Origin of the sequence: Rhodanobacter terrae, from assembly GCF_042657005.1 — a bacterium.
GTDB lineage: Bacteria > Pseudomonadota > Gammaproteobacteria > Xanthomonadales > Rhodanobacteraceae > Rhodanobacter > Rhodanobacter terrae.
This window is the reverse complement of sequence record NZ_JBHSNG010000038.1, coordinates 1-20,598: the sequence shown is the minus strand read 5'-3', so window position 1 is coordinate 20,598 and position 20,598 is coordinate 1. Positions and strand designations below refer to the sequence as shown.

Below are 20,598 nucleotides of genomic sequence, written 5' to 3'. Positions count from 1 at the left end.
CGGCGTGTCGGCTTCTTCTTGGACTCGAAACTCAACGAGGCGAACGAACGCTGTTTCATCGGCGATGGGCTTCCTTGGGACTGGTCGCTATGATGCCGCACACGGGGAATAAATCAGAGCATCCCTAGATGTCATCAGTGATGTCGCGAAGCGTTATCAGAGCCACATGTCCGAGGGGCAGGTTACGACGCTTAGGATTGATGCATCGGCTCGTGTTGCTCAACACCGGTCGATCTTGGCTTCAACTGTATCGAGCAAATATCGTCGAGAGCTACAGCCCGCGATAAAGGATACGCAGGGGTTTGACCGAGCGTTATTTGCGTACCTCGATTCGGGAGACACAGCTTTAAGATCCGCTCTTGAACAAAAGGCCGCCGCTTCCGATCTTGCGCAAATTCGTGATGTATTCGGTGCTTCTTTTGTAGACCTCGAAAGTCTGGACAAGCAAGTTGCGGATGATTTGGAGTCTTTTAAGGAAGAGGAAGGCGTTCTTGAGGGTGGAAGAAAAGAAAGGCTTCTTTCGTACTTTGAGCGGGACCCAAAGCTTCGTGCCGACGCAATCAAGATACACGGAACATCCTGTATTGCCTGCGGTTTCAATTTTGAGGCTGCGTACGGAGTTCGCGGGAAAAATTACATTGAAGTTCACCACATCGTGCCAATTTCGACTCTTCCAGAGCCGTCTACGATCGACCCTCGAAACGATTTAACGGTGCTTTGTTCTAATTGCCACCGTATGGTGCATCGAAAAAGAGATGGCCCTCTTTCGATCGATGAGCTTGTCAAGGTAATCGCGGAGAACCGCGACCGGGCATCCGGTATGTGTCCGACACGCGAATAAGCGATATCAGGGTCAGGTTCCGCGGTAAGTCGGCAGGCGCCGCAGGAACAAGAGCTTTCGTGCGCCTTTGGCGCCCGAGTTACTTTCTCTTTGTGTGGCCAAAGAGAAAGGTAACCAAAGAGAAAGGCCACCCCGCTTGGCGCTTGCCGCCCATCCATGGGCGGCAAGTCCGTGAGCCGTGGCCGGGCTTTTCGACCGGACTCCTGTCCGGGCGAAAAGGCATCGGCATCCCTGCCGATGCCCCTGCGGGCCTGTCGTCCCCATCTCACCGCTGCACAGGGGCCCCGGTAGAGCAGCGGGCCATCCTGGCCCGGACTCGGTGAAAAGCTCAGAAGCAACAGCAACAGCGAAGAGTCGTGCCGCCACGGTTACGCTCTGGCTCTGCTTTTGCTCTGGCTCTTCTGAAAAGTACCCGCAGGATGCGCGTTGCTCTACCCGGGGCCCTCTGAAGCGGCGGGTGGGTGGAGGATCAGCCCGCAGGGTGGTTCGCAGGGATGCGAACCAGTTTGGCGTCAGGGCAGGATGCCCTGTCGACAAACCCCGTAACCCGACCGCGGACCTTGCGGGCAGGGATGCCCGCAAGGCGCGTAAGCGCGGTGTCCTTTTCTCTTGGTTACTTCTCGTTTGGACAAGCAAACGAGAAGTAACTCGCCCTCCGCAGGAGGGTGAAAGCTCTGTTTTTTTGGGTTGTCAGTTGTTGGTGGGCCAGACGACCCAGCCGTATCGACGCGATACCATATGCAATTCAGGTTGTATCGAGCCAGCTAGCCATGAACCCCACGCGTCTTGAAATCACCCGCCCCGATGACTGGCACCTGCATCTCCGCGATGGCGATGCGCTGGCCTCGGTCATCGCCCACACCGCGCAGCGATTTGCCCGCGCCATTGTGATGCCAAACCTCAAGCCCCCCCGGTGACGACGGTTGCGCAAGCGGAAGATTATCGGCGGCGGATTCTTGCGTGCCTGCCGGCAGGCATGCGCTTCCAGCCGTTGATGACGCTGTATCTCACCGAGGACACACAGGTCGAGGAGATCGTCCGCGCCAAGGCCAGCGACAACGTCTTTGCCGTCAAGTATTACCCTGCGGGCGCCACCACCAATTCACAGTCCGGCGTGCGTGAGCTGTCGCGGGTGTATCCCGTGCTCGAAGCGATGGAACGGCACGAGCTGCCCTTACTGCTGCATGGCGAGGTCACCGATCCGGACATCGACATCTTCGATCGCGAACGCGTTTTCATCGAACGCCGCGTGATGCCGCTGCAGGCCAGGTTTCCGGCCTTGCGCATGGTGCTGGAACACATCACCACCCGCGACGCGGTCGATTTCGTCGGCGGCGCGCCAGTCAACGTCGGCGCCACCATCACCGCACATCACCTGCTGCTCAACCGCAACGCGCTGTTCGAGGGCGGCATTCGTCCGCACAACTATTGCGCTCCGATCCTCAAGCGGGAAACGCATCGCGCCGCCCTGCTGCAGGCAGCCACCAGCGGCGACCCGCACTTCTTCCTCGGTACGGACAGCGCGCCGCATCCCCGCGAGGCGAAGGAAGCGGCCTGCGGCTGCGCGGGGCTGTATACCGCGCATGCTGCGCTGGAGTTGTATGCCGAAGCATTCGAGCAAGCGGGCAGGCTGGATCGGCTGGAAGCGTTTGCCAGCTTCCATGGTTCGGACTTCTACCGTCTGCCGCGCAACCAGGATCGCATCGCGCTGGAACGCACGCCATGGATCGTGCCGGACGAATATCCACTGGCCGGCTCCACCTGCAAGCCCATGCGCGCTGGCGAGTCCGTCGCATGGTCGGTGGAGACGGTCGCGGCCTGATCCGCTGTCAGGAAGCGCATGGGTTGGGGTGAGCGCAAGCGAACCCCAACCTACAACAGCAGTGTTTGCTCTTGGCCGCTTGCTGGCAGTCGAGCGCAGACTTCAAGCGTATTGCGCGATCCCGTTGCCGAACGACCAGTTCTCCTTCGACACCTCGACCAGATTGATGAACACGTCTTCGGCGCGCAATCCCGGATCGGCGGAAAGATTCTCGGCGATGCCTCGGTACAAGGCCCGCTTCTGCTCCACCGTGCGACCGCTGTTGCAAGTGATCTGCACGATCACCAGATCGTCGCTGCGGGCGATGCCGAGGTAGTTCGGATCGCAGTCGAACTCGTCGGCGTCGTGCTGGCTGACCAGGATGAAGCGGTCGTTCTCGGGCACGTTGAAGGTTTCGCGCATGGCTTGATACACGCCGTTGCGCAGGGCGGCGAGATGGGCCGGCGACTTGCCGCGGCGCAGGGCGATACGGACCAGGGGCATAGGAGATTCTCGGTGAGGATGTGGGCCACGACGTTCGTTGCGTCGTAGGAGCCCGCTAGCGGGCGATGCTGTTGCTTTGATGGTTGTCAGGGTAGGGAGATTCAGAGCAACAGCATCGCCCGCCAGCGGGCTCCTACACGCACACACGGTTGGCGTTGCGGCGTTGTCAGTAGGCGAACTCGCGGAATACCGGATCGACGCTGCCGTTCCAGGCGCCGTGGAACAGCTCCAGCTTGCGTTCGGCCGGGGTCTGGTTGGCCTGCACGATCTCAACCATGGGTTCGAGGAAGATGCTTTCGTCGGCGCCGTTCCTGTTGAGGCGCGCGCGCCGCCGCAGGCCGTGGCCGGCGATCTTCAGCGCTTCCTCGGCGAGGTCGCGCACGGTGCCGCCGCGGAACGGCAGTTTCAGCGCGTGTTTCGGCACACCGTCGCGCAACACATGGCGTTCCTCGCGGCTGAAATCCTTGACCAGGTCCCATGCGGCATCCAGTGCCTCGTCGTCGTAAAGCAGGCCGACCCAGAACGCGGGCAGCGCGCACAGGCGGTTCCACGGACCACCGTCGGCGCCGCGCATCTCCAGATATTGTTTCAGCCGCACTTCGGGGAAGGCGGTGGTGAGATGGTCGGCGAAGTCCTTCATGTTCGCCCTGGCACCGGGCAGCATCGGCAGTTCGCCGGCCATGAACTTCTTGAAGTCCTGTCCGGCCAGGTCGATGTAGTTGCCGTCCTGGAAGCTGAAGTACATCGGCACGTCGAGGATGTAGTCGACGTAGCGCTCGTAGCCGAAGCCCTCGGCGAACACGAAGTCGAGCATCCCCGTCCGGTGCGGGTCGGTATCGGTCCAGATGTGCGAGCGATACGACAGATAGCCGTTTGGACGTCCTTCCGTGAACGGCGAGTCGGCGAACAGCGCGGTGGCGATCGGCTGCAGCGCCAGGCTTACGCGGAACTTCTTGATCATGTCCGCTTCGCTGGAAAAATCCAGATTCACCTGCACGGTGCAGGTACGCGTCATCATGTCCAGGCCGAGCGAACCGACCTTGGGCATGTACTCGCGCATGATTTTGTAGCGGCCTTTCGGCATCCACGGCATCTCGTCGCGATGCCATTTCGGCTGGAAGCCCATGCCCAGGAAGCCGAGGCCCATGCCGTCGGCGATCGAACGCACTTCCTCCAGGTGCGAGTTCACCTCGCAGCAGGTCTGGTGGATGGTTTCCAGCGGCGCCCCGGACAGCTCCAACTGGCCGGCCGGTTCCAGCGTGATCGAGGCGGCATCCCGTGAAAGTGCGACCGGGTTCTCGCCTTCGCGGGTTACGTCCCAGCCGTAGCGGGTGGCGATGGTTTCCAGCAGCAGCTTGATGCCGCGATCGCCTTCGAAAGTGGGTGGGCGCAAAGTGTCGGTGAGGAAGCCGAACTTCTCGTGCTCGGTGCCGATGCGCCACGCCTCGCGCGGTTTCTCGCCGGCAGCGAGGTAGTCGGTGAGCTGCTGGCGGTCCCGGATCGGGGTGCTCTTGACGGCACTGGGTATGGACACGGGCAAAGCCTCGCTGGGTGAGCGAGTCACTATGGGGGTGTTGCGTGACAACGAAAAGGGGGTAATGACAAATAATTGTACGTAGCGGTACAGGTGACGGCCGTTGGACCCTGTTCGACCGCTCATCGAGCGGTCGTCAATGGATGTTTCTATGCACGGATGCGGCGGCGGGGCAGGTCAGTCGTGCTGCCAGGTCGATGGGGAGTCCGGCGCGTCGGCCCAGTTCCGCAAGCGTATGGAAGCCACGCTTGGACTCAAGCTGACGCTGGTGCATGTGATGATCATCCGCGCACGCGTCGGCACCGTGGTCGAGCAATCGCTGCACGATGACCGCATCGCCTTGCATGACGGCATCCGTCAAGGGGTCGGCTACGTTTGGCGCCATGCGTGCCATGACATCGGCATGGTGGCGCAGCAACGCATCCACGCTGGCTACATCGCCACAGGATGCGGCGATCGGCAGAGCGGGACCGATCGAGGTGTCGTGATCGTTGAGCATGTCGTTCCTGGCGAATGTTTTCCGCGTCGCTGGACCCAGCGCATGGTTCAGGAATGCTTCTTTGTAGCCTGGCAGCAGCGCGGTTGCGTTGGCATCGGCCCCGTCATCCAGCAGGGCCGCTACCACATCGGATTGGCCAGCTTGTACGGCAAACATCATTGCGGACTGACGCCATCGCGTGGCTTCATCGTGTGGCATCGAATTCAGTTTTTGACGTACCACCACAAGCCGGCCATCACCGGCGTCGGCAAGTAGCGATGCATGTTCGGGAGAAGTGGCCAGCTGCCCGACCAGAGAATCCACCGGTACGGTTGCGCGCGCTGTGCGGCACGTATTCGTGAGTGGTAACCCGTCGCTGGCAGTAGCCGACGTGACCAGTAGCAATCCGAATGCAAGCGCAACGAAGTGGTACGACATGACGCGGACCCCATCCTTGAAGGTTCCGGCATTCCAACAAACCCGATACTAGGTCGCAAGTGCCAAGAAAAAGGCCAGCGATACGCTGGCCTTCTGCCTGTGACATGCAGTGGAATCAGCGCTTCATCGAATTGAAGAACTCGTCGTTGGACTTGGTGTTCTTCATCTTGTCGAGCATGAATTCCATCGCGGAGAGCTCGTCCATCGGATGCAGCAGTTTGCGCAGGATCCAGATCTTGGCCAGCATGTCCGGCTCGATCAGCAGATCCTCGCGGCGGGTGCCGGAGCGGTTGATGTCGATCGCCGGGTAGACGCGCTTCTCGGAGATACGGCGGCTCAGGTGCACTTCCATGTTGCCGGTGCCCTTGAACTCCTCGTAGATCACCTCGTCCATCTTGCTGCCGGTTTCGGTCAGCGCGGTGGCGATGATGGTGAGGCTGCCGCCTTCCTCGACATTGCGGGCGGCGCCGAAGAACCGCTTCGGGCGCTGCAGCGCGTTCGCGTCGACACCGCCGGTGAGCACCTTGCCGGAGCTGGGCACCACGGTGTTGTAGGCGCGGGCCAGGCGGGTGATCGAATCGAGCAGGATCACCACGTCCTTCTTGTGTTCGACCAGGCGCTTGGCGCGCTCGATCACCATCTCGGCGACCTGCACGTGGCGCACGGCCGGCTCGTCGAACGTCGAGGAGATCACCTCGGCGCGCACGGTGCGGGCGATTTCGGTCACTTCCTCCGGGCGCTCGTCGATCAGCAGCATGATCAGATGCGCTTCGGGGTGGTTGTAGGTGATCGCCTGGGCGACGTTCTGCAGCATCATCGTCTTGCCGGATTTCGGCTGTGAGACGATCAGGCCGCGCTGGCCTTTGCCGATCGGCGCGATCAGATCCAAGATTCGGCCGGTGATGTCCTCGCTCGAACCGTTGCCGCGCTCCAGCTTGAAGGCCTTGCGCGGGAACAGCGGGGTGAGGTTCTCGAACAGCATCTTGTTCTTCGACGCCTCCGGCGGATCGCCGTTGATGTCGTCGACGCGCAGCATCGCGAAGTAGCGCTCGCCTTCTTTCGGGTGGCGCACGCGACCGGTGATGTAGTCGCCGGTGCGCAGGTTGAAGCGGCGGATCTGGCTGGGCGAGACGTAGATGTCGTCGGGGCCGGCCAGGTACGACTCGTCGGCCGAGCGCAGGAAGCCGAAGCCGTCCTGCAGGATTTCCAGGACGCCTTCGGCCCAGATGCCGCCGCCGGAGCGGGCGTGCGCCTTGAGCACATTGAAGATCACGTCCTGCTTGCGCGCGCGGGCGACGCCTTCGTGCACACCCAGCGATTCGGCGAATTCCAGCAGCTGGATCGCGTTCTTGCGTTTCAGCTCGGTGAGGTTGATCACCCGGTCGTTGCTGCCCGGATCGGCGTTGTCGTCATCCACCGGCAGGCCGTTCGGGTTGGGGCGCGGATGGCGTTCGCCCTGCGGGCGCGGCTGCTGGGGATTGGGGTTGCCGCCGCCGCGCTCATTGCGCCGCCGCCGACCGCGGCCATCGCGGGCTTCGCGAGCGCCGCCGCCGGGATTGTTCTGGCCCTGGTTCTGGCCCTGGTTTTGACCCTGAGCTTGAGCCTGGTTCGGATTCTGGCCCTGGTTCTGGCTTTGACCCTGGTTCTCGCCTTGCGCCTGATCCTGGTTTTGCGGCGGGTTCGCCTCGCGCGGTTCCTGTGCGGTGCGCTGCACTGGTGCCTCACTGTATGACGCGAGCGTCATCGACGCAGCAGCCGGTGCGGCGGAAGCTGCAGACGGCGCGGGAACTGCGGGCCGCTCTGCCGGCGGAGCAGGCGCGGGGGCAGGGGCCGCCGCAGGCGCCGGAACAGGAACTGGAACTGGAGCCGCAACTGGCCTTTCGGCAGCCGCGGCCTTCTCGGCATTCGCCGCGGCGATCGCTGCCGCCGTGCGGCGCGGCGCGCGGGTGCGCGGCTCGGGCTTGCCTTCGGCGGCAGGCATGGTATCGGCGCTCTTGGCGTCGGTCGGAATTTTGTTATCGGTATCGGACACGGGCTATCCTCGCGGGGCGCCGTTGAATTACAGGAGGGAGGGTGTGCGTCGCGCGGAGGGCGCAAGGGGACAGGACTGTCCCGACGGACGCGTTGAATCTAGCACCCGCTGCGCATCGGCGTAAAGCCTCGCGAATCGGTCTTGCGCATCCGGACCGGTTCCGCGCAGCGGGTTTGCAACGATGGATCAGATGGCCTTGTCGATCATCTGGGTCAGCTGCCCCTTGCTGACGGCGCCGATCTGGGTCGCCTCGACCTTGCCGTTCTTGAACACCATCAGGGTCGGGATGCCGCGCACGCCATAGGCTCGCGGGGTCTGCTGATTCTGGTCGATATTGACCTTGACGATGCGCAGCTTGCCCTCGTACTGCTGGGCCAGCTCATCGAGCATCGGCGCGATGGCCTTGCACGGGCCGCACCATTCCGCCCAGAAATCCAGCAGCACCGGGGTTTCGGACTTGAGCACCTGCTCGTCGAAGGCGTCGTCATTCACATGGGTAATCAGGTCGCTCACCGGGGATCTCCGTGGCTGGGGTCAAGGTGCAAGACAATGGGGTGGCAAACTCGGGAAAACAAGGAGATAGCCACTGCGGGGCCGTCATCAGTTACACTCAGGAGCCCACGAAGCGCGGGTTGGGCAGGAACGAGAGGTGCCATGAGCGGCAGGTCTTCATTCCAGCGCAACTCCGGGCACGATTCAAGGGCGGCTTGCACAGCTGCCCGTCAGACCACCGGCAAATACGGCGTCGCCAGCCGCGGCGCGAGCTTGTTGACCCTGACATTGAGCTGCTTCGCTGCGCATCGCGCACCCGTCCTGCACCGCCCTCCGCCGACCTTCGGCGTCTGAAGCGGGTGCAGTGCATCCCGCCGCCGCCAGGCAAGGTCAACCATCCGCATATGTCACAAACCGTACTCACCGATACCTTCTTCACCAATTTCGATCTTCATCCGCTGCTGCAGCAAGGCCTGGACGACAGCGGCTTCACCCGCTGCACGCCGATCCAGGAAATGACCTTGCCGCTGGCGCTGGCCGGGCGCGACGTCGCCGGCCAGGCGCAGACCGGCACGGGCAAGACCTGTGCGTTCCTGGTCGCGCTGATGAATCGCCTGCTGACCACGCCGGCCGTGGCCGACCGCAAGGACAGCGACCCGCGGGCGTTGATCATCGCGCCGACCCGCGAGCTGGCGATCCAGATCGAGAAGGACGCCAAGGCGATCGGCCGCCACACCGGCCTGCGCAGCGCGCTGATCTACGGCGGCGTTGATTACGACAAGCAGCGCCAGCAGTTGAAAGACGGCTGCGACATCATCATCGCCACTCCCGGCCGCATGCTCGACTATCACAAGCAAGGGGTTTTCAGCCTCAACAGCGTCGAGGTGATGGTGATCGACGAAGCCGATCGCATGTTCGATCTCGGCTTCATCAAGGACGTGCGCTTCATCTTCCGCCGCCTGCCGCCGCGCGAGCAGCGCCAGGTGCTGCTGTTCTCCGCCACGCTGAGCCACCGCGTGCTGGAGCTGGCCTACGAGCACATGCACAACGCCGAGAAGCTGGTGGTGGAGAGCGACAACGTCACCGCCGACAAGGTGCGCCAGCTGGTCTACTTCCCGGCCAAGGAAGAGAAGATGCCGCTGCTGCTGAACCTGCTCGATCGCACCAAGCCGAGCCGCAGCATCATCTTCGTCAACACCAAGGCCGCCGCCGAGCGCATCACCGAGCGGGTCAAGCGCCACGGCTGCCGCGTCGGCGCGATCTCCGGCGACGTGCCGCAGCTGAAGCGGCAAAAGCTGCTGCAGCGTTTCCAGGACGGTCAGCTGGACATCCTGGTGGCCACCGACGTGGCCGCGCGCGGCCTGCATATCCCAGCGGTCAGCCACGTGTTCAATTACGACCTGCCGCACGAGGCGGAAGATTACGTGCACCGCATCGGCCGTACCGCGCGGCTCGGTGCCGAGGGCGACGCGATCAGCTTCGCCTGCGACCTGTACGCGATGTCGCTGCCGGAAATCGAGACCTATATCGGCCAGAGCATTCCGGTAGCGCCGATGGATCCCGAGTTGCTGATCATGCCGAAGCCGCATGCGATCGATGCCGAGTTCGCCGCGAATGCCGCTGCCGACAGCGCCGCCTTCGGCGATGTAGTGGCTCCGCGTCCGGGCGAGGCACCGCGTCGTTCGGGCGGCTCCAGCCGCAGCGGCGAGCGCAGCGGTCCGCGCCCGCCGCGCGAGCGCAAGCCGGCCGTGCCGGCTGCCGAGGCCGCGCAGCCGGTGGCCGTGCCGGTACAGCGGACCGAAGCGCCGACCGCCGACGGCAGTGTCGCCGCTGAAGGCGTGCGCAAGCCGCGCCGGCGTCGCGGCGGCCGCAATCGCCGTCGCGAAGGTGCGCCCACCGATGGTATCGAGACGAATGGCCATGCGGCTGCCGTGGCCGAGGGCAATCGCGCGCCGCGGGGCGAGCGTCGTCCGCCGCGCGAGCGCAACGCGACCGAGTCCACCGGCAGCACTCACAACCGGCCATCGCGGCAGGTCGCGGTGACTTCCGGCAAGACGGGCGAACATGCTCACGCGAAGAAGCCGGGCTTGTTCCGCCGGCTGACCCGGTTGTTCACCGGGCGGTAGCCGCAGGTCGAGAAAGTGCGGTCCTGCACTTTTCTCGACGCGCGAATCGGGCACCCGGGTGTTCGATTCGTGGCGGGCCGTCCATGATCCGGCCGCCGAATCCGCCAGTACTGAATCGGCGGCGATCGGCCGGTTCACGAAGTCCGCATCTTGATGCCGGCTTCCCTTATCCTTGGCGCTGGTACGACGGCACGCAGGCTCGGGGATACTCGGTGATCCATTTTGATCAAGTCAGCAAGCGCTACGAGGGCGGCCATGAGGCGCTCTCGCAGCTTTCGTTCGAGGTGCCGACCGGCGAGATGGCCTTCGTCACCGGCCATTCCGGCGCCGGCAAGAGCACCTTGCTCAAGTTGCTTGGCCTGATCGAGCGGCCGTCGCACGGCAGCATCAGCATGGACGGCAAGAGTCTGGCGAAGATCCGCCGCAGCGGTATTCCGAAGTGGCGGCGGCAGCTCGGCATGGTGTTTCAGGATCACCGCCTGCTGATGGAGCGCACGGTGTTCGCGAACGTCGAGTTGCCTCTGCTGATCGGCGGCATCGCCAGACCCGAGCGCTCCCGGCGAGTACGGGCGGCGTTGGAGAAAGTCGGCCTGCTCGCTTATGAGCGGCAGCTGCCGGCGACCCTGTCCACCGGCGAACAGCAACGCGTCGGCATCGCCCGTGCGATCGTGGCGCGGCCGACCCTGCTGATCGCCGACGAGCCCACGGGTAATCTCGACCCGCAACTGGCCGTGGAGATCATGGGCTTGTTCGGCGAGTTCCAGCAGGTCGGCACCACCGTGCTGATCGCCAGCCACGACCTGCCGCTGATCAAGCGCATGAAGAAGCGCGTGATCGTGCTCGACCATGGCCGGCTGGTCGCCGATCTGGCCGCGCAGGAGGTGCTGTGAACACGTCGTCCGAAGGCATCCACGCGACCGTCCGCACCGCGGCGCCCGAGGTGTCGCCGCGCAACGAACATACCCGCGGCCGCCGTCTCGGCAGCTGGCGGGAGCATCACGGCTGGAGCGCGGCGGCCAGCCTGCGCCGGCTCGCCTCGCGCCCGTTCGGCAGCCTGCTTACCATCGCCGTGATGGGTCTGGCGCTGGCCTTGCCGCTGGCGTTCTACCTGCTGCTGGGCAATGTGCAGAAGCTCGGCGATGCGCTGGGCCAGAGTCAGGCGATCAGCGTTTTCATGCAGCCCGGGCAGACTGCGCAGCAGGCGCAGATGCTGGCCAGCCAACTGGGTGGCCGCCCCGAGGTGGCCGCGGTGGTCGTCAAGACTCCGCAGCAAGGCATGGACGAACTGGCGAAAATGCAGGGCTTCTCCGGCGCCGTGCAGACGCTGGACGACAACCCGCTGCCCTATGTGCTGCAACTGCAGCCGCGCGCCGGGACAAGTGCCGGCGCGCTCGAACAGCTGGTGGCCGACGTACGCATGATGCACAGCGTCGAGCTGGTGCAGGACAGCGGCAGCTGGCGCCAGCGGCTGGACGCGCTGCTCGGCGTCGGCAATCGCGTCGTGCTGGTGCTGGCTTCGTTGCTGGCGCTGGCAGCGTTGCTGGTGGTCGGCAACACGGTGCGGGTGGACATCGCCAGCCGCAGCGAGGAGATCGGCGTGTTGCTGCTGGTGGGCGCCAGCAATGCGTTCGTGCGCCGGCCGTATCTCTATGCAGGAATCTGGTACGGCCTGTTCAGCGGCATCCTTGCGGCTTTGCTGGCGCTGCTGATCGAGTTCGCGCTGGCCGGGCCGGTGGCCCAGCTGAGCCGCGCTTACGATGGCAAGCTGCAGGTCGGCGGCTTGCCGTTGTGGCTGCTGCTGGCGGTACCGCTGGCTGCGGCGGCGCTGGGCTGGCTGGGTGCGCGGCTGGTCAGTTCATGGCAATTGCGCAAGTTGGGCTGACCGGTTCCGTCTAAGGTGATGCGAATCGCAGCCATCGATGCGGCGCTCAGTGCACTATCGGTATGGAAGCGGGCGCAGGGGGTGCGCTCGCAGGTTCATCGGCAAGGATCGCCGCGGGTCAGGTGGGTGAGTTAAGGAATGAGTACGAATATCAGCAGCCGTCTGCTCACCGAGGCACCGCGTGTGCTGGTGGTCGACGGCTCGCGAGTAGTGCGGCAGTTGATCACCCGTGTGCTGCAGGCCGAGCTTCCCGGTGTCGAAGTGATCGGCTGCGGCAGTGGTGCCGATGCGCAGAAGGTGCTCGGCGAGGGCGTGTTCGACTTCATCACCATCGCGCTGCGCCTGCCCGACATGGACGGGCTGGAACTGGCGCGCTTCGTGCGCGAGTCGGCGCCGCAGGTCTACGTGCCGATCGTGGTGGTGTCCGGCGACGTCGAAGACCGGCTGCATCGGCGCTCGCTGGGCGAGCATGTCACCGACTATTTCGACAAGGCGCTGGGGTTTCAGGCGCTGGCCGAGTTCATCCGCGGCTACGTGAGCCCGCAGGCGCCCGCGAGCGGCACCGTGCTCTACGTCGAGGACAGCCGCGTGGTCGCTCTGGCGACCCGGCGCATGCTGGAGAAGATCGGTCTTACGGTGCGCCACGTGGTCAGCGTGGAGGACGCGCTGGCCATGCTGGAAACCGATCGCGCGCTGGGCTGGGTCGGTGCCGACGTGGTGTTGACCGACGTCAGCCTGAAGGGCGAGCTGACCGGCGGCGATCTGCTCAAGCACATCCGCGGCGAGTTCGGTTATGGCAAGGGCCGGCTGCCGGTGCTGGTGATGACTGGCGACGAGAATCCGGCCAATCAGGCCGCGCTGATCCAGGCGGGTGCGAACGATCTGGTCGAGAAGCCGGTCGAGGAAAAACTGCTGATCACCAAGCTGCTGTTCCAGTTGCGTGTGGCGCAACATCTGCGCAGTCACGCGGGCGCCGAATGAGCAACGAGCGGATCAAGCAAGAAGGAATCAGGCTGGAGCCGTCATGGAAGGCGCGCATCGGCGACTATCTGCTGCGCCCCGAGATGCAGGCGCTGGCGGCCTTCCTGCGTGCGGAGAAGCAGGCCGGCAAACGGATTTATCCGCCGGGCCCCGAGATCTTCGCGGCATTCGCGCATACGTCTTTCGACGCCGTGCGCGTGGTGATCCTGGGCCAGGACCCGTATCACGGACCCGGCCAGGCCCACGGCCTGTGCTTCTCGGTTCGCGCCGGCGTGCGGGTGCCGCCGTCGCTGGAAAACATCTTCAAGGAAATCCAGCGCGACCTGGGCATCCCGCGCCCCGACCACGGCTGCCTCACACCGTGGGCCGATCGCGGCGTGCTGTTGCTCAACAGCGTGCTGACGGTGGAAGAAGGCCGCGCCGGTTCGCACCAGGGCAAGGGCTGGGAAGGCTTCACCGACGCGGCGATCGACGCGCTCAACCGCGAGCGCGAAGGCCTGGTGTTCCTGCTGTGGGGTTCGTATGCGCAACGCAAGGGCCAGCTGATCGATACCAGCCGCCACTGCGTGCTGAATTCGGTGCATCCGTCGCCGCTGTCGGCCCACCGGGGTTTCATCGGTTGCGGGCACTTCTCCGCCGCCAACCGATATCTGGAGTCGCGCGGTCAGGCGCCCATCGACTGGTCGCTGCCGCCCGCGGCCATGCTGTCGACGGCTTTACGCGCGGACTACGCGTAGCGCGGTCATCGGTCGGCGAGCGTTGCGGTCAGATGCGCCTTGGCCTGCATGACGGCATCGGCCAGCGTGGCGCCGCGCGCGAGCCATGCCGCGATGGCGGCCGACAGCATGCAACCGGTTCCATGCAGCCTGCCGGTTTCCACCCAGCGTGCCGCGAAGCGTTGCGTGCCTTCGGGCGTCACCAGCAGGTCGACCGCTTCGGCCAGGGGCGCGTGACCGCCTTTCATCAGTACGGCGCGCGGCCCCAGGGCCAGCAATGCACGCCCCTGCGCGGCCATCTGCGCTTCGTCCGTCGCGCACGGCACACCAAGCAGCACCGCTGCCTCGGCCAGATTGGGCGTGAGGCAGTCGACCAGCGGCAGCAGGCGCGAGCGCATGGACGCGACCGCGTCTTCGCTGAGCAGGCTGGCGCCCGACGTGGCGATCATCACCGGATCGAGCACCACGTGCGGTGGCCGGCGTCGGTGCAGGCAGTCGGCTACGGCGGCCACGATCGCGGCCGTGGCGAGCATACCCAGTTTGACGGCGCGGATATCGAGCCCGTCGAGGACTGCGTCCAGCTGCGCCGCCACCATCTCGGGGGACACGATCTGTATCGCCCGCACCCCGGCACTGTTTTGCGCGGTGACCGCGGTCAGCACGGTGGCGCCGTCGACGCCCAGCGCGGAAAACGTCTTCAGGTCGGCCTGGATGCCTGCACCGCCGCAGGAGTCGGAGCCGGCGATGGAGAGCACCGCCGGAATCGGGAAAACACGCTGCGGCACGCTCACGGCGTCCCGTCCGCCAGCGCCACCAGTGCCAGCCGGGTAAAGCCATGGTCGCGCAGATGGCGCCCGGCCTGCCACGCGCGCAGGCCGCTATGGCAGCACAGCACGATGCGGCTGGCGGAGGGCGGATGGTCGTCGATCAGGGTGCCGATCATGTCGACTTCAAGCCGCAGCGCGCCGTCGAAAGGCGACACCGGGGCTTCGTCCAGGCCCCTCAGGTCGACCACCAGATCATCGGCAGTCACCTCGCGGGGGGAGATATAGCGCAGCAGGGGACCGTCCGGTTCGGCCGCGTCGTGGAAGGCGAAGCCGCCGAAGCTCAGCCGGGCGGCATCGAAAGTCACCAGCCGGCCAAGCGGCGAGGGCGAGATGGCCAGAATCAGCTGCAGCACGAGCTGCGCCTGCAGGCTGCCGATGACGCCTACCAGGCTGCCGAGCACGCCGGCGCTGCTGCAGGTCGCCGCACGCGCAGGCATGTCGGGAAACACCGCCCGGTAGCTGGGCGCACCTGCGCAGAACGCACCGGCATAACCGCTCAAGCCGACCGCCGACGCGCTGACCAGCGGCCGTGCCAGCGCCTGGCAGGCATCGTTCAGTACATACGTGGCGGCCAGGCTGTCGGCTGCGTCGACCACGATATCGGCGTCGCCGACCAGACGCGCGGCGTTGTCGGGCGTTGCGCGTGCGGCGAGCGTCTCCACCTTGATCGTGGGGTTCAGGCGCAACAAGGCCGCGCGTGCCGCCGCGGCCTTGGGCGAGCCCACATCGTCCATGGTGTACAGCGGCTGGCGATGCAGGTTGCTCTCCTCGACCACGTCGTGGTCGACGATGATGAGGCGCCCGACGCCGGCCGCAGCGAGGTATTGCAGCACCGGACAGCCCAGCCCGCCCGCACCGATGACCAGCACGCTGGCTGCCGCCAGCCGCGCCTGGCCGTCCTTGCCGACCGGTGCCAGCGCGATCTGGCGCGCATACCGGCCGGTCATGCGATGGTCCCCATGGAAGCCGCCGTCGTGGCACTTATCCACGACGCGGCACGGGCCAGGGGATCGGGATGCCTGGTCACGTCGCTAACCACCGCGACGCAGTCCGCGCCTGCGGCGAGGCAGCCGGCGGCCCGCTCCAGCGTGATGCCGCCGATCGCCACCAGCGGCAGGCGGCCGATCCGGCGTTTCCACTCGCCGATGCGGTCCAGTCCCTGCGGAGCCCAAGGCATCGCCTTCAAGCTCGTCGGGTAGATCGGTCCGAGCGCCACATAGTCGGGCGCCACGCCGAGCGCACGTTCGAGCTCCGCGTCATCGTGCGTGCTGACACCGAGCTTCACATGCCGCGTGCGAATCGCCCTCAGGTCGGCACCGGCCAGATCCTCCTGGCCCAGGTGAATGAAATCGGCGCCTTCGTCCAGCGCGATGTGCCAGTGATCGTTGACGACCAGTTGCACGCGCCGAGGCGCGCAGATCGCCAGCGCGGCGCGCACTTCGCGGCGCACATCGTCGGCGGTGCGTTGCTTGATCCGCAACTGCACCAGCTTCACGCCCACCGGAACCAGCCGCCGGATCCAGTCGGTGCTGTCGACGACGGGATAGAACGCGGCTAGCCGGCTCATTCCAGCCAGGCCTTGCCGAGCAGCGGCGTCGACGGCGTGGCGATGTCGCGACACTCCATCGGCTGCGCGAGAAACGCGGCCCGCCCGGCCTCGACCGCCTGGGCAAACGCGCCGGCCATCACCACCGGGTCGCCGGCCATCGCCACGGCGGTGTTCAGCAGGACGCCGTCATAGCCCAGTTCCATCGCCGCAGCCGCATGGGATGGCCGGCCTATGCCCGCGTCGACGATCAGCGGCACTTCCGGGAAGTGGGCGCGCAGTGCGCGCAGGCCGAAGAGATTGTTGAGGCCCATGCCGGTACCGATCGGCGCGCCCCACGGCATCAACACACGGCAGCCCGCTTCGAGCAACCGTTCGGCGACGACCAGGTCGTCGGTGGTGTACGGGAAAACCTCGAACCCGTCGGCGCACAGTACATTGGCTGCCTCGACCAGGCCGAACACGTCCGGCTGAAGCGTGTCGACCTCGCCGATCACTTCGAGCTTGATCCATGAGGTCTGGAAGATGTCCCGCGCCATCTGTGCGGTAGTCACCGCTTCCTTCACCGAATGGCAGCCGGCGGTATTGGGCAGTACCCGCACGCCGAGCCCGCGGATGATCGACCAGAAATCCTGGCCGCCGCGTTGCGTGCCGGATTCGCGCCGCAGCGATACGGTGACGATGTCGGTGCCGGACGCCCGCACCGCGTCGCCGAGGATCGCCGGGGACGGGTATCGCGCGGTGCCCAGCCACAGCCGCGAAGCGACTTCGATGCCGTAGAGGTTCATCGCTCAGCCGCCTTGCATCGGCGCGACGATTTCGAGGGCGTCGCCGTTCGCCAGCACGGTCGAGGCACGGGCGGCGGCAGCGACGAAGCGCCCGTTGAGCGCGGTGGCGATGATGGTGTCGCCGTAGTCGAGCTCGTCCAGCGCCTGCGCCAGTGTGGTCGCGCGCAGCCTCCGCTCGACACCGTTCACGATGATCTGCATGAAGACTCTCCGAATGATGTGCCGAATAGGGCCTGCGCGGCCTGATGGGCCATGGCCGGCGCCAGCAGGAAGCCGTGGCGGTACAGGCCGTTGACATGCCATGTGCGGCCGCGTCGCACCAGCCGCGGCAGGTTGTCGGCAAAGGCCGGGCGGATGCCGACGCCCATCTCGACGATCTCCGCCTCGCCGAACGCCGGGTGCAGCGCGTACGCGCCGTTGAGCAGCTCCATCGCCGAACGCGCCGTGACCGGGCCGCCATGATCGCTTTCGATCATCGTGCCGCCGATCATGAACAAGCCATCGGCGCGCGGTATCACGTACAGCTGCATGCGCGGATGCAGCAGTCGCACCGGACGCGAAAGCTTGATGTCCCTCGTGCGCACCAGCAGCATTTCACCGCGAACGCCGCGCAGGTCGTCCAGCGTGTCGCGAGCGGCGAAGCCGCGGCAGTCCAGCACCTGGTCGGCGTCGATCGGGACGGTGGTGGCGTCCACGCCGAAGTGAATACAGACGCCCATGTCGCCGAGCCTGGCGGCCAGCGCCGCCACGGCCCGGCGGGGGTCCAGGTGCGCCTCGTCGGCGAAGAACAGCGCCTGGCGGAAGCGCCCGGCAAGATCGGGTTCCAGCTCGGCGATGCGCTCGGCACCGATCCGCTCGAAGCGTTCGGTGCGCCGGCCGAAGTGGTCGAGTTCGGCATGGTCCCGCGCGGACGCCACCACCAGGGTGCCGTTGCAGACGGTTTCGCTGAAATGCCGCGGCCACCAGTCGAGTGCCCGCTGCCCCAGCCGGCCCACCGGGGGCTCCGCGCTTTCCTGCTCGCACCACGGTGCCAGCATGCCGCCGGCAAACCAGCCGCACGCCTGCGCTCCCAGCCGCGTGCCCCGTTCGACGATGTCGACACGGGCGCCCCGGGCGGCCAACTCGAGTGCCGCCACGAGGCCGGTCACGCCGGCTCCGATCACGGTGACGCGCATGGACTCACTCCACCGACGGCACGTAGAGTTGGGCACCTTGCTCCATGAACTCGCGCGACTTGGTCGCCATGCCTGCACGTGTTTCCGCTTCCATCGCCAGGACGTCCCTGCGCAGGTCCTGGGTGATCTGCATCGAGCAGAACTTGGGGCCGCACATCGAACAGAAGTGCGCCACCTTGTGCGCGTCCTTCGGCAGTGTGGCGTCGTGGTAGGCGCGCGCGGTGTCCGGATCGAGCGAGAGGTTGAACTGGTCGTCCCAACGGAACTCGAAGCGTGCCCGCGACAAGGCATCGTCGCGTACCTGCGCGGCCGGATGGCCCTTGGCCAGATCGGCCGCATGGGCTGCGATCTTGTAGGTGATGACGCCGGTCTTGACGTCGTTGCGGTCGGGCAGGCCCAGGTGTTCCTTCGGCGTGACGTAGCAGAGCATGGCGGTGCCGAACCAGCCGATCATCGCGGCGCCGATGCCGGAGGTGATGTGGTCGTAGCCCGGCGCGATGTCGGTGGTCAACGGGCCCAGCGTGTAGAACGGCGCCTCGGCGCAGCATGCCAGCTGCTTGTCCATGTTGAGCTTGATCTTGTGCATCGGGACGTGGCCCGGCCCTTCGATCATCACCTGGCAGCCCTTGGCCCAGGCGATCTTCGTCAGCTCGCCGAGGGTCTCAAGTTCCGCGAACTGGGCTTCGTCGTTGGCGTCGGCGATGGAACCGGGACGCAAGCCGTCGCCAAGCGAGAACGCGACGTCGTAGCGGCGCATGATGTCGCAGATCTCGTCGAAGCGTTGGTAGAGAAAACTCTCCTTGTGGTGGGCAAGGCACCAGCGCGCCATGATCGAACCACCGCGCGACACGATGCCGGTCACCCGTTTGGCGGTGAGCGGAACGTGGCGCAGGCGGACTCCGGCATGGATCGTGAAATAGTCCACGCCTTGCTCGGCCTGCTCGATCAAGGTGTCCTTGAACACCTCCCAGGTGAGCTTGACCGGGTCGCCGCCCACTTTCTCCAGTGCCTGGTAGATCGGCACCGTGCCGATCGGCACCGGGGAGTTGCGGATGATCCAGGAACGGATGTTGTGGATGTTGCGGCCGGTGGACAGGTCCATGATCGTGTCGGCGCCCCAGCGGATCGCCCACACCAGCTTCTCCACTTCTTCGGCCACGCCGGACGAGATCGCCGAGTTGCCGATGTTGGCGTTGACCTTGACCAGGAAATTGCGGCCGATCGCCATCGGCTCGAGTTCGCCGTGGTTGATGTTGGCGGGGATGATCGCCCGCCCCAGTGCGATCTCCTGACGCACGAATTCGGGGGTCACGAACGCGGGAATGGCGGCGCCGAAGGACTCGGCCCCGGCGATCGTCGCACTCGCATCTTTCAACGCCTCGGCCCGTCCCAGGTTCTCGCGGTGGGCGACGTAGATCATTTCCTCGGTGATGATCCCGGCACGCGCGAACTCCAACTGGGTGACCGGCGCCTCCGGCCGGCCCATCCGCAACCTCCGTCGTGCCGGGCACGGGGCGACCAGGCGGTCCGGCCCGACACCGCCGTTGTCCTCGGGCCGCACCGTGCGGCCCTCGATGGCCTGGAAACCGCGTGCCTGGACCCACGGTTCGCGCACCAGCGGCAGGCCGGCCGCCAGATCGATGCGGGCCTCGCTGTCGGTATACGGGCCCGACGGGTCGTAGACCCGGATGGCCGGCGTCTGCGCATCGGTGACGGCGATCTCGCGAAACGGCACGCGGATCGAAGGATGCAAAGTCGGTTCGACGTAGACCTTCTTCGATCCGCCGATCGGCCCGGTCGTGACCGTATCGGGTGCTGAGCCGGGCAAGGGTGCAGATGTGTTCATGGATCTCCTCCTGGGACAAAACAGGAGATCCGGGATTGACGATGTAAGGGTGGGCGACCGACCCGAATGAGTCGCTCGCCGTTATTCCCGTTCCTCCGCCGGCATGACCCGGATCAGGTTCAAGGGTCAGCTCGCGCTATCTCAGCCCCTTGCGGGGCACCCCTCGGAATGTCCGCGCAGAATGGATCCGCGTATGGCGGCCTGTCAAGGTTGTGCTGGGGCCGCCGCGGTGTCGCCGCTGATGTCGAGATCCCTTAAGGCAACACTGATCAAGTATCGCCGTCGTCATGATGGTGTCGGTTGGTTCTAAGGTTCTGATGTATAGCGATTTCCACTTACGCGGTCACTACGTCACACCCGCGCTACTGACACATTCACGGAAAATTTCAAGCTAGTTGTCGCCTCAATGATTAATTTTCAGGCGGCTTTTCGTTCCTGGTTACGAGCTGTCGTGATGGCGTCCCGGTCGGGATTCAGATGGACGGTATGGATGCGCGTCCAGTTGCGCGTAGCGCCTTTCCAACGTAGCGGCTGAGATTGACGTGCGGCTTCGTAGAGCGCGACGCGTTGATCCAGGATGGCCTGATCCAG

The 20,598-nt window shown here is 65.4% G+C and carries 18 protein-coding genes, 1 pseudogene and 1 riboswitch; of the genes and pseudogenes, 7 read left to right on the top strand and 12 right to left on the bottom strand.

The annotated features are described in order from the left end of the window. Positions 1 to 166 precede the first annotated feature (166 nt). Complete coding sequence (locus ACFPPB_RS19160; RefSeq protein ID WP_377330071.1) at positions 167 to 841, top strand: HNH endonuclease; 675 nt, start codon at positions 167 to 169, stop codon at positions 839 to 841. A 770-nt stretch (positions 842 to 1,611) separates the two neighbouring features. After that, positions 1,612 to 2,663: pseudogene (gene pyrC / locus ACFPPB_RS19155) on the top strand (dihydroorotase). A 102-nt stretch (positions 2,664 to 2,765) separates the two neighbouring features. Here pyrC and ACFPPB_RS19150 read toward each other — a convergent pair. The 5 genes from ACFPPB_RS19150 to trxA all read right to left on the bottom strand — a co-directional run bounded on the left by ACFPPB_RS19150 (position 2,766) and on the right by trxA (position 8,141). Further along, the gene (locus ACFPPB_RS19150; protein WP_377330069.1) at positions 2,766 to 3,146 is read right to left on the bottom strand and encodes a tautomerase family protein; all 381 of its coding nucleotides are present in this window, start codon (positions 3,144 to 3,146) and stop codon (positions 2,766 to 2,768) included. Between the two features lie 166 nt (positions 3,147 to 3,312). Next, positions 3,313 to 4,680, bottom strand: coding sequence for a glutamate--cysteine ligase (locus ACFPPB_RS19145; protein WP_377330067.1), 1,368 nt, complete (start codon positions 4,678 to 4,680; stop codon positions 3,313 to 3,315). A 136-nt stretch (positions 4,681 to 4,816) separates the two neighbouring features. Beyond that, positions 4,817 to 5,482, bottom strand: coding sequence for a hypothetical protein (locus ACFPPB_RS19140; RefSeq protein ID WP_377330065.1), 666 nt, complete (start codon positions 5,480 to 5,482; stop codon positions 4,817 to 4,819). A 229-nt stretch (positions 5,483 to 5,711) separates the two neighbouring features. Then, positions 5,712 to 7,577, bottom strand: a complete 1,866-nt coding sequence (gene rho / locus ACFPPB_RS19135; protein ID WP_377330073.1) for a transcription termination factor Rho — start codon at positions 7,575 to 7,577, stop codon at positions 5,712 to 5,714. Between the two features lie 237 nt (positions 7,578 to 7,814). Then, positions 7,815 to 8,141: a thioredoxin TrxA gene (gene trxA / locus ACFPPB_RS19130; RefSeq protein WP_377330063.1), complete on the bottom strand. Its 327-nt coding sequence runs from the start codon at positions 8,139 to 8,141 to the stop codon at positions 7,815 to 7,817. 383 nt (positions 8,142 to 8,524) lie between these two features. Between trxA and ACFPPB_RS19125 the strand changes: the two genes are divergently transcribed. From ACFPPB_RS19125 to ung, 5 genes are all read left to right on the top strand, one after another. Beyond that, positions 8,525 to 10,246 carry a DEAD/DEAH box helicase gene (locus ACFPPB_RS19125; protein WP_377330061.1) on the top strand — a complete coding sequence of 574 codons (1,722 nt, stop codon included), beginning with the start codon at positions 8,525 to 8,527 and terminating at the stop codon, positions 10,244 to 10,246. A gap of 212 nt (positions 10,247 to 10,458) precedes the next feature. Further along, entirely contained in the window at positions 10,459 to 11,136 is a 678-nt protein-coding gene (ftsE, locus tag ACFPPB_RS19120; protein ID WP_377330059.1) for a cell division ATP-binding protein FtsE, read from the top strand. Then, positions 11,133 to 12,128, top strand: coding sequence for a permease-like cell division protein FtsX (gene ftsX, locus ACFPPB_RS19115; RefSeq protein ID WP_377330058.1), 996 nt, complete (start codon positions 11,133 to 11,135; stop codon positions 12,126 to 12,128). The genes ftsE and ftsX overlap by 4 nt, the downstream gene beginning before the upstream one ends. A gap of 138 nt (positions 12,129 to 12,266) precedes the next feature. After that, positions 12,267 to 13,109: a response regulator gene (locus ACFPPB_RS19110; RefSeq protein WP_377330056.1), complete on the top strand. Its 843-nt coding sequence runs from the start codon at positions 12,267 to 12,269 to the stop codon at positions 13,107 to 13,109. Then, positions 13,106 to 13,846: a uracil-DNA glycosylase gene (gene ung / locus ACFPPB_RS19105; protein WP_377330054.1), complete on the top strand. Its 741-nt coding sequence runs from the start codon at positions 13,106 to 13,108 to the stop codon at positions 13,844 to 13,846. Before ACFPPB_RS19110 ends, ung begins: the two co-directional genes overlap by 4 nt. 5 nt (positions 13,847 to 13,851) lie before the next feature. Here ung and thiD read toward each other — a convergent pair whose 3' ends face one another. From thiD to thiC, 7 genes are read right to left on the bottom strand one after another with little or no spacing between them, the layout of a single operon-like run. Further along, a complete protein-coding gene (gene thiD, locus ACFPPB_RS19100) occupies positions 13,852 to 14,616 on the bottom strand; it encodes a bifunctional hydroxymethylpyrimidine kinase/phosphomethylpyrimidine kinase (protein ID WP_377330052.1) in 765 nt (254 codons plus the stop codon). Then, complete coding sequence (locus tag ACFPPB_RS19095) at positions 14,613 to 15,599, bottom strand: ThiF family adenylyltransferase (protein WP_377330049.1); 987 nt, start codon at positions 15,597 to 15,599, stop codon at positions 14,613 to 14,615. Before ACFPPB_RS19095 ends, thiD begins: the two co-directional genes overlap by 4 nt. Beyond that, positions 15,596 to 16,219 (bottom strand): thiamine phosphate synthase, encoded by a 624-nt coding sequence (locus tag ACFPPB_RS19090; RefSeq protein ID WP_377330047.1) that lies wholly within the window; start codon positions 16,217 to 16,219, stop codon positions 15,596 to 15,598. Before ACFPPB_RS19090 ends, ACFPPB_RS19095 begins: the two co-directional genes overlap by 4 nt. Continuing rightward, positions 16,216 to 16,986: a thiazole synthase gene (locus ACFPPB_RS19085; protein WP_377330046.1), complete on the bottom strand. Its 771-nt coding sequence runs from the start codon at positions 16,984 to 16,986 to the stop codon at positions 16,216 to 16,218. Before ACFPPB_RS19085 ends, ACFPPB_RS19090 begins: the two co-directional genes overlap by 4 nt. Before the next feature lie 3 nt (positions 16,987 to 16,989). Further along, entirely contained in the window at positions 16,990 to 17,187 is a 198-nt protein-coding gene (gene thiS, locus ACFPPB_RS19080; protein WP_377330044.1) for a sulfur carrier protein ThiS, read from the bottom strand. After that, the gene (gene thiO, locus ACFPPB_RS19075) at positions 17,172 to 18,161 is read right to left on the bottom strand and encodes a glycine oxidase ThiO (protein ID WP_377330042.1); all 990 of its coding nucleotides are present in this window, start codon (positions 18,159 to 18,161) and stop codon (positions 17,172 to 17,174) included. Before thiO ends, thiS begins: the two co-directional genes overlap by 16 nt. Positions 18,162 to 18,165: 4 nt before the next feature. Continuing rightward, a complete protein-coding gene (thiC, locus tag ACFPPB_RS19070; RefSeq protein WP_377330040.1) occupies positions 18,166 to 20,007 on the bottom strand; it encodes a phosphomethylpyrimidine synthase ThiC in 1,842 nt (613 codons plus the stop codon). Between the two features lie 73 nt (positions 20,008 to 20,080). Then, a riboswitch (TPP riboswitch) is annotated at positions 20,081 to 20,181 on the bottom strand. Positions 20,182 to 20,598 lie beyond the last annotated feature (417 nt).

Coding starts and splice junctions, on each gene's coding strand:
- ACFPPB_RS19160 (WP_377330071.1), top strand. CDS start 167: ATGTCCGAGGGGCAGGTTACGACGCTTAGGATTGATGCATCGGCTCGT.
- rho (WP_377330073.1), bottom strand. CDS start 7,577: ATGCCTGCCGCCGAAGGCAAGCCCGAGCCGCGCACCCGCGCGCCGCGC.
- thiS (WP_377330044.1), bottom strand. CDS start 17,187: ATGCAGATCATCGTGAACGGTGTCGAGCGGAGGCTGCGCGCGACCACA.
- thiO (WP_377330042.1), bottom strand. CDS start 18,161: ATGCGCGTCACCGTGATCGGAGCCGGCGTGACCGGCCTCGTGGCGGCA.
- ACFPPB_RS19110 (WP_377330056.1), top strand. CDS start 12,267: ATGAGTACGAATATCAGCAGCCGTCTGCTCACCGAGGCACCGCGTGTG.
- ACFPPB_RS19085 (WP_377330046.1), bottom strand. CDS start 16,986: ATGAACCTCTACGGCATCGAAGTCGCTTCGCGGCTGTGGCTGGGCACC.
- ACFPPB_RS19095 (WP_377330049.1), bottom strand. CDS start 15,599: ATGACCGGCCGGTATGCGCGCCAGATCGCGCTGGCACCGGTCGGCAAG.
- ung (WP_377330054.1), top strand. CDS start 13,106: ATGAGCAACGAGCGGATCAAGCAAGAAGGAATCAGGCTGGAGCCGTCA.
- ACFPPB_RS19125 (WP_377330061.1), top strand. CDS start 8,525: ATGTCACAAACCGTACTCACCGATACCTTCTTCACCAATTTCGATCTT.
- thiC (WP_377330040.1), bottom strand. CDS start 20,007: ATGAACACATCTGCACCCTTGCCCGGCTCAGCACCCGATACGGTCACG.
- ACFPPB_RS19090 (WP_377330047.1), bottom strand. CDS start 16,219: ATGAGCCGGCTAGCCGCGTTCTATCCCGTCGTCGACAGCACCGACTGG.
- ACFPPB_RS19150 (WP_377330069.1), bottom strand. CDS start 3,146: ATGCCCCTGGTCCGTATCGCCCTGCGCCGCGGCAAGTCGCCGGCCCAT.